Consider the following 448-nt stretch of genomic DNA (forward strand, 5'->3'; position numbering starts at 1 on the left):
CTCGAGGCGGGTCAGCCCGTCGCGCGCATCCCGCAGCTCGTCGTCCATCGTCGTCGCTTAGTCGTCTTTGTCTTTGTGGACGCGCGCCGACGGCAGCGGCTCGGGCTCGGCCTTCTCGCTCTTGTCGGCCGGGCCGGTCGCCTTGGCATCGGCGCCGAGCATCTTTTTGATCACCGGGGCAACCGCGAACAGGGCGCCTGCCATGACGAGCGACGCGATGATGAGGAAGATGACCAGGAAGCGGTAACCGTTCGCCTCGGAGATCGCGGTCGCACGACCGGCGAGGTAGATGCCGATCGACGTCCCGAGGAACCACGTCCCCATCACCATGCCCGCGAGCCGCTGCGGCGCGAGCTTGCTCATCGACGACAGACCGACCGGCGAGATGCACAGCTCGGCGCACGTGTAGAAGAAGTAGAGGCCCATGAGGTAGCCGCCACTGACGCGG

Annotated in this window: 1 pseudogene; it reads right to left on the minus strand. The window is 66.7% G+C overall.

Features of this window, described 5'->3' with window-relative positions:
* Nucleotides 1-57 precede the first annotated feature (57 nt).
* Nucleotides 58-448, minus strand: a pseudogene (locus I6F37_RS39865) (hypothetical protein); the annotation flags it as partial.

Origin of the sequence: Bradyrhizobium sp. NBAIM08, assembly GCF_020193935.1 — a bacterium.
GTDB classification, from domain to species: domain Bacteria; phylum Pseudomonadota; class Alphaproteobacteria; order Rhizobiales; family Xanthobacteraceae; genus Bradyrhizobium; species Bradyrhizobium yuanmingense.